This is a genomic window from Caballeronia sp., assembly GCF_028292365.1.
GTDB lineage: Bacteria > Pseudomonadota > Gammaproteobacteria > Burkholderiales > Burkholderiaceae > Caballeronia.
The window spans coordinates 1-6,352 of sequence record NZ_JAQGMM010000212.1; the positions used below are offsets into that span (position 1 = coordinate 1).

Sequence of the window (6,352 nt, forward strand, 5' to 3'; positions counted from 1 at the left end):
ATCACGCGAGCGCGAAGCGCGGCGTGGTGGACCGGCTGCGCAGCGTTGGGCAGGAGGCAATCAAGCAATGGGACCTGCTGCCAATTGAGCGGCTTGATCACGTCGGTGGACAGGCGCTGTGGCGCGTGTGGGGCAGGAAGTTGCCGGAGCGCGTCACGCTCTCGGACACCCAAAGGGAAATTTTTGAACGGGTCGCGTTGCTTGACGCGAATCGCGACGAGCCCGAACAGATTGATCGTATCGATCCCATCACGCGCTTCGGCCTGATCCTGTTCTCGTTCTTCGAGCATCTGCAAGGCGGCCTCGCCCTGTTCGGCGGCTTCGTGCTCGACCTGATCGGACTGGTGCGGCGTCCGAAGCGTATTCCGTGGACCGAAATCTCCGCGAACATCTATGCCGCGGGCACGCAGGCGCTCGGTATCACGGCGCTCGTGGCGTTCCTGATCGGTATCGTGCTGAGTTATCTGTCGGCGCAACAACTGCGCATGTTCGGCGCGAATCAGTACATCGTGAATATCCTGGGGCTTTCAGTCATTCGCGAGCTTGGTCCGGTACTTTCGGCCATCCTGGTCGCCGGCCGCTCCGGTTCCGCCATTACCGCGCAGATCGGGGTGATGCGCGTGACGGAAGAACTCGACGCCATGCAGGTCATGGGTATCCCGCACGGCTTGCGGATCGTCCTGCCGCGCGTGCTGGCGCTCGGCATTGCCATGCCGTTGCTGGTCATGTGGACCAACATGGTTGCGCTGCTCGGCGGCGCACTGGCGGCGAAGCTGGTATTGGGTATCGACTTGTCCTTTTTTGTGCGTTCGTTGCCCTCGGTCGTGCCGATCGCCAACCTGTGGATCGGACTTGCCAAGGGCGTGGTGTTCGGCATGCTGATCGCGCTGGCCGCGTGCCATTTTGGCTTCCGGATCAAGGCGAATTCGCAAAGCCTGGGCGAAGGGACAACGACCTCGGTGGTGTCGTCCATCACCATCGTTATCCTCGCCGACGCGGTGTTTGCCATCCTCTTCCAGTCGGTGGGCATCTGATGGCGGCTACCCTTGCATCTGCCGTTCGCGACAAACCCACGCCCGTCACCGCGGAACCGGTGATCGAAGTCGTGGACGTGACCAAACGCTACGGCCGTACGGTGATTCACGAGCACCTAAATTTGGAAGTGCGGCGCGGCGAGATCCTCGCGTTGCTCGGCGGGTCGGGCTCCGGCAAGACCACGCTCGTGCGCCAAATGCTCGGACTCGAGTCGCCCACATCGGGCACGATCCGCGTCCTCGGCGACGAGTGGGCGAATATGGACGACGAAAAGGCGCGCATCCTGCGCACCCGCTCCGGCATGATGTTCCAGCAGGGCGCGCTGTTCTCGTCGCTGTCGGTGTACGACAACATCGCGCAGCCGTTTCGCGAACTCGGCAAGATTCCAGAGGACCTGATCCGCGAGTTCGTGATGCTGAAGCTCGAAATGGTCGGGCTGTCGTGCAAGAACATGAGCAAGATGCCGTCGGCGTTATCGGGCGGCATGGTCAAGCGCGTAGGGATTGCGCGGGCCATTGCGCTTGAACCCGAACTGCTGTTTCTCGATGAACCCACGGCGGGGCTGGACCCGAAGGCATCGGACGAATTCGTCGACCTGATCGCCACACTGCACCGGGCGCTGGGCTTAACCGTGGTTCTCGTCACCCATGATCTCGATACCATGGTCGCGCTGTCCACGCGGGTGGCTGTGCTGGCCGAGCGGCGTGTACTGGTGGCGGCGCCTGTGGAAGAGGCGGTGGCTGTGGATCACCCGTTTATCCGTGAGTATTTTTTGGGGCGGCGCGGCAGGCGCGCGTTGCAGGCGCTGCCGCCCGAGCGCCGCGCAAAATTACCGGCGGTTGCGCTGGAAGACGCGCCATGTGGTCCCGCACTCTAGCCGTTCTTACGAGCGTTCTCATGAACGGTTTTCAGGAAAGCTCTGGCAGTACGTAGTAAAAAAAGGAACCTGCTGATGGAAAACAAATCCCATGCGTTCTGGGCCGGTCTGTTCACTATCGGGCTGTTGGCCGCTATCGGCGTAGCGGTGTTCTTTTTCAACGTGGACCGTAGCGTGCGCGTGCCGTATGACCTCGTCGCGCGCACTAATGTGACGGGTTTGTACACCGATGCTGACGTGCGGTATCGCGGCCTTGGTGTGGGCAAGGTGGAATCCATCAAGTTCGACCGCGCCAATCCGGGGCAGATCCGCATTCGGATCGAGGTCGACAAGAACGCGCCGATCACGCAGTCCACGTTCGCCACGCTCGGTTTCCAGGGCGTGACGGGGATTGCATTCGTGCAACTCGACGACACCGGCAAGAACCCGGCGCCGCTGCCGTCATCGCCGCAAAAGGTTGCGTCACTGCCGTTGCGCCCGGGCTTGTTCGACCAGTTGCAGCAACGCGGCGACATCCTGATCAGGAAGCTGGAACGGATTGCCGACGATGCCGACAAATTCATGTCCGACGACATGCGCGATCAGGTGCAGCAAACCGCAAAGAGCTTGCAAGGTGCAGCTGACAGCATTGCTGTGCTGAGCAAGCAGGTCGGCCCGGTGGCGGAGCAACTGCCTCGTACGCTGAATCAACTGGACCGCACGCTCGCGTCGACCAATGCGCTCGCGAATAGCTTGAGCCGGGCGGATGGCCCGTTTGTGACCAATATGAATAAGGCGGGTGACGCGGCTGAACGCGCTGGCCGGGTGATGAACGAAGTCAACGTGTCGTTGCAGGAGATGGCTGCGCGAGTGGGTTACGAGACCTTGCCGCGCGTGAATTCACTGGCCGACGACGTGGGCAGTGCGGCGCGCTCGGTGGATCGCGCTGCCGAGACCTTCAACCGGAATCCGCGCAGCGTGCTGTTTGGCGCGCCGCAGCCGGCGCCAGGGCCGGGCGAGCCGGGTTTCCAGTGGCCGTCGGCGACATCGAATCCGTCGAAATGAAGTTGTGAAACGAAGTCGCACAACATGGCGCGGAGGCGTCGGCGCCGGGTCCGCTGCCCGCAGAAATCTGGCGGATTATTTGGCGGACTAGAGTTCGATGTCCAAGCGTTTTTTGATCTTGAAATAGGGAACTGTGATGCCACACACGATCTTGCAGGCGATGCGCTATCCCAAGCGTGCTGCGCGCCCGCTGCCGCGGGCGCGCTCCGGTTTTTCCGGTTTTATCAGCCTGGCCGTGGTGGCCATGCTCGCGGGTTGCGCGTCGGGGCCGCCCGCGGCTGTGTCGAATATCCGCTACGACCTGGGTGTGCCCACGCCGCTTGGCAACACCATGACCATGCCGCCGGTGAAAGTGCTGGCGGTCAGCGCCGCGAAGAACCTGGATACGGACGCGTTCGTGTATCGCCTGAAATATGCGGATGCCCAGCGCACCGGCAGCTATGCGGATAGCCACTGGACCATGTCGCCGGCGGAGTTGCTTACGCAACGCCTGCGCGCGGCGCTGGCCTCGCGCGGACCGGTGCTCACCGGCGCCGACCCGGTGCGCGCACCCACGTTGCAGGTCGATCTGACGGACTTCGAGCAAGTCTTCGATGCCCCCGAGCAAAGCCATGGCGAGGTCTCGGCGCGGGTGACGTTGTCGCAGCACGGGCAGGTGATCAGCCAGCGCACGTTCATTGCGCGGGCGCCTTCGTACACGGCTGATGCCGCCGGTGGCGCGCGTGCGCTTGCCACCGCTTCGGACGACCTGATCGCGCAAATGGCGGCATGGCTCGGCGTGCAGCCGCTGGTTGCTTCGCAATGACAGCGTTGAAAGTCGCGAACCGCTTCAGGACCGCCCGGTGATTGCCATGCACGCTGACGCGGCGCGCTGTGTTCTGGAACGAGAAACAGCGCAAGAACAAGGGCGGCGCGCATGATTCTCAAGCACTGGCAGCGCCGGCCGTCCGCGCTCTCGCGGCAGGCGCTGGCGGCTTATACAATTCTGGTCGTCTACGGGTCGCTGTATCCGTTTTCCGGCTGGCGAACGCTCGGAATCGGCCCGTTCGCGTATCTCACCGATCCGCTGCCGCAATATCTCACCGCGTTCGACGTCATCACCAACGTGCTTGGCTACATGCCGTTCGGCGCGCTGGCCGTACTTGCGCTCTATCCGCGCTGGCGCGGTGCGCTTGCAGCGGGCGTGGCGTTTATCGGCGGGGCGATGTTGTCGGGTTCGATGGAAGCCGTGCAGACCTATCTGCCTACACGCGTGGCATCGAATCTCGACTTGGGCGCAAACGCGCTCGGCGCGCTGCTGGGCGCCGCGCTCACCGCGCCCGCGACCAGCATGCTGCTCGACCGGGGTCTGCTGCGCCGTATGCGTTTCATGTGGTTCGAGCGCGATGCCGCGTACATGATTGGCTTATCCGGGCTCTGGCCGTTCGCCGCGATGTACCCCGCACCGTTCCTGTTCGCTGTCGGCGATTTGCCGCGCGTGCTGTGGTCGAGCATCGATCCGGTGATGCAGGACACGCTGCTCGCGTGGGCGCCCGCCGCATGGAATGTCGCGGCCTGGCCGGCGCATCTGGGCGCGAAACTTCCCGACGATGCCTGGGAAACGCTCATCACCTCGCTGAACCTGTTTGCCGCGCTGGTGCTGGCCACGTTGCCGATGCGCAGCCGCGCGCCACGCGTGCGGCTGCTGCTCGGCCTGGTGATCGCGACACTCGGTGCGAAGGCGGGCGCGACGTTCCTGCAATCGCGCTCCGGGCTCACGTTTGACTGGGCTACCGACGGCGCCATTGCCGGCATAGCGTGCGGAACGCTGGCGGGTTTGCTTTCACTGCGATGCTCGCGGGCGTGGCGTGCGACGCTCGCCGGTCTTGCGCTTGTCGTGGCGTTGGTTCTGGTGAATCTTCTGCCGGTCAATCCGTACTTCGATATCGTCCTCGCCGACTGGCGCCAAGGGCGCTATCTGCATTTCAATGGTCTTTCGCAGTGGCTTGCGTGGGTGTGGCCGTATGCCGCGCTTGGCTGGCTGGCATCGACTGCGGAGCGCGCATTTCTGGCTCGGCGACGTGGCGGCGGCGAAAAGCCCCGGTCGTTATAATCGGCCGGAAGCGACACAAAAAAGCGACACAAAAATCCCACGACATCAAACATCTTCTGGCCAAGCCCATGGACCCGTTCTACAAATATCACGTGTTCTTCTGCCTGAACCAGCGCGACCCCGACGCCGCGCGTCCAAGTTGCGCGAATTGCAATGCGCAGGCCATGCAGGAGTACGCGAAGAAGCGCGTGAAACAGCTCGGACTCGCCGGCGACGGCAAGGTCCGCATCAACAAGGCCGGCTGCCTCGAGCGCTGCGAACTGGGGCCGGTGGTCGTCGTGTATCCCGAAGGGACCTGGTACACGTATGTGGATGAAGCGGATATCGATGAAATTGTCGATTCGCATCTGGTGAACGGCAAGATCGTCGAGCGTTTGCTGATCGATCAGCCAGTGGTCTGAGGGCTCACCCAATGAACGCACAGACTGACAAGTTCCTGATCGACGGGCCGGTGGGCAAGATTGAAGTCGCGCTGGATCGCCCCGCGGACGGCGCCGCCACACGCGGCATTGCGCTGGTTGCGCACCCGCACCCGCTGTACGGCGGGACGATGGACAACAAGGTCGCGCAAACCCTCGCGCGCACGCTCGTCCAGCTTGGGTACATCACGTATCGCTCGAATTTTCGGGGTGTGGGTGAAACGCAGGGCGAGCACGACAACGGCACGGGCGAACGTGACGACCTGCTGGCCGTGGTCGCTCATATGCGCGCGCAGCCGGGCCAGTCAGATGTCCCGCTGGTGCTCGCCGGCTTCTCGTTCGGCACGTTCGTGATGTCGCATGTGGCGAAGCACTTGCGTGACTCGGGCGAGGCCATCGAGCGGATGGTGTTCGTGGGGACGGCGGCGAGCAACTGGCAAGTGGCCGAGGTGCCGGACAACACGCTCGTGATTCACGGTGAGGTGGATGAAACCGTGCCTATCAGTTCTGTTTACGAGTGGGCGCGGCCACAGGAATTGCCCGTCGTGGTGATTCCCGGCGGCGAGCATTTCTTTCATCGGAAGCTGCATGTGCTGAAGAAGATTATTGTCGACGCATGGCGCTGAGTTCGCCTCACCTTCACGCTTAATCGAAGCTTCGCCGATACAAACCTTCTGTTGAATAAACGCACGGCGTGAGGCTTTCAAAGGCTTTGCGCCGTCGCCGTTTTTATCGCTGCTTTTATCCCTGTTTTCACAAATCCCCGGCACATCCAGCCACTTTCGCGGCAAAAGCGGTTTGGCGCACGCGTATAATGGCGCAGACTTTTGCGCGACCGCTTGTCGGTTTAGCGCTCGCCGTAGCGCATGCGGCACGTGTCCGGCA

The 6,352-nt window shown here is 62.8% G+C and carries 7 protein-coding genes; all 7 read left to right on the forward strand.

Annotation, left to right across the window (positions count from 1 at the left end; genetic code table 11):
• The first annotated feature begins 23 nt into the window (after nucleotides 1-23).
• A complete protein-coding gene (locus JWR14_RS13045) occupies nucleotides 24-1,034 on the forward strand; it encodes an ABC transporter permease (RefSeq protein ID WP_299707024.1) in 1,011 nt (336 codons plus the stop codon).
• Nucleotides 1,034-1,912: an ATP-binding cassette domain-containing protein gene (locus JWR14_RS13050; RefSeq protein WP_299707006.1), complete on the forward strand. Its 879-nt coding sequence runs from the start codon at nucleotides 1,034-1,036 to the stop codon at nucleotides 1,910-1,912. The genes JWR14_RS13045 and JWR14_RS13050 overlap by 1 nt, the downstream gene beginning before the upstream one ends.
• 75 nt (nucleotides 1,913-1,987) lie before the next feature.
• Entirely contained in the window at nucleotides 1,988-2,956 is a 969-nt protein-coding gene (locus JWR14_RS13055) for an MlaD family protein (RefSeq protein WP_299707009.1), read from the forward strand.
• A 244-nt stretch (nucleotides 2,957-3,200) separates the two neighbouring features.
• On the forward strand, nucleotides 3,201-3,761 hold the full coding sequence (locus JWR14_RS13060; RefSeq protein ID WP_299707026.1) for an ABC-type transport auxiliary lipoprotein family protein: 561 nt from the start codon (nucleotides 3,201-3,203) through the stop codon (nucleotides 3,759-3,761).
• A gap of 111 nt (nucleotides 3,762-3,872) precedes the next feature.
• A complete protein-coding gene (locus tag JWR14_RS13065) occupies nucleotides 3,873-5,048 on the forward strand; it encodes a VanZ family protein (protein ID WP_299707013.1) in 1,176 nt (391 codons plus the stop codon).
• Between the two features lie 68 nt (nucleotides 5,049-5,116).
• On the forward strand, nucleotides 5,117-5,449 hold the full coding sequence (locus JWR14_RS13070) for an NAD(P)H-dependent oxidoreductase subunit E (RefSeq protein WP_089165576.1): 333 nt from the start codon (nucleotides 5,117-5,119) through the stop codon (nucleotides 5,447-5,449).
• Nucleotides 5,450-5,460: 11 nt separating this feature from the next.
• Nucleotides 5,461-6,093 (forward strand): alpha/beta family hydrolase, encoded by a 633-nt coding sequence (locus JWR14_RS13075; protein ID WP_299707022.1) that lies wholly within the window; start codon nucleotides 5,461-5,463, stop codon nucleotides 6,091-6,093.
• Nucleotides 6,094-6,352: the final 259 nt, after the last annotated feature.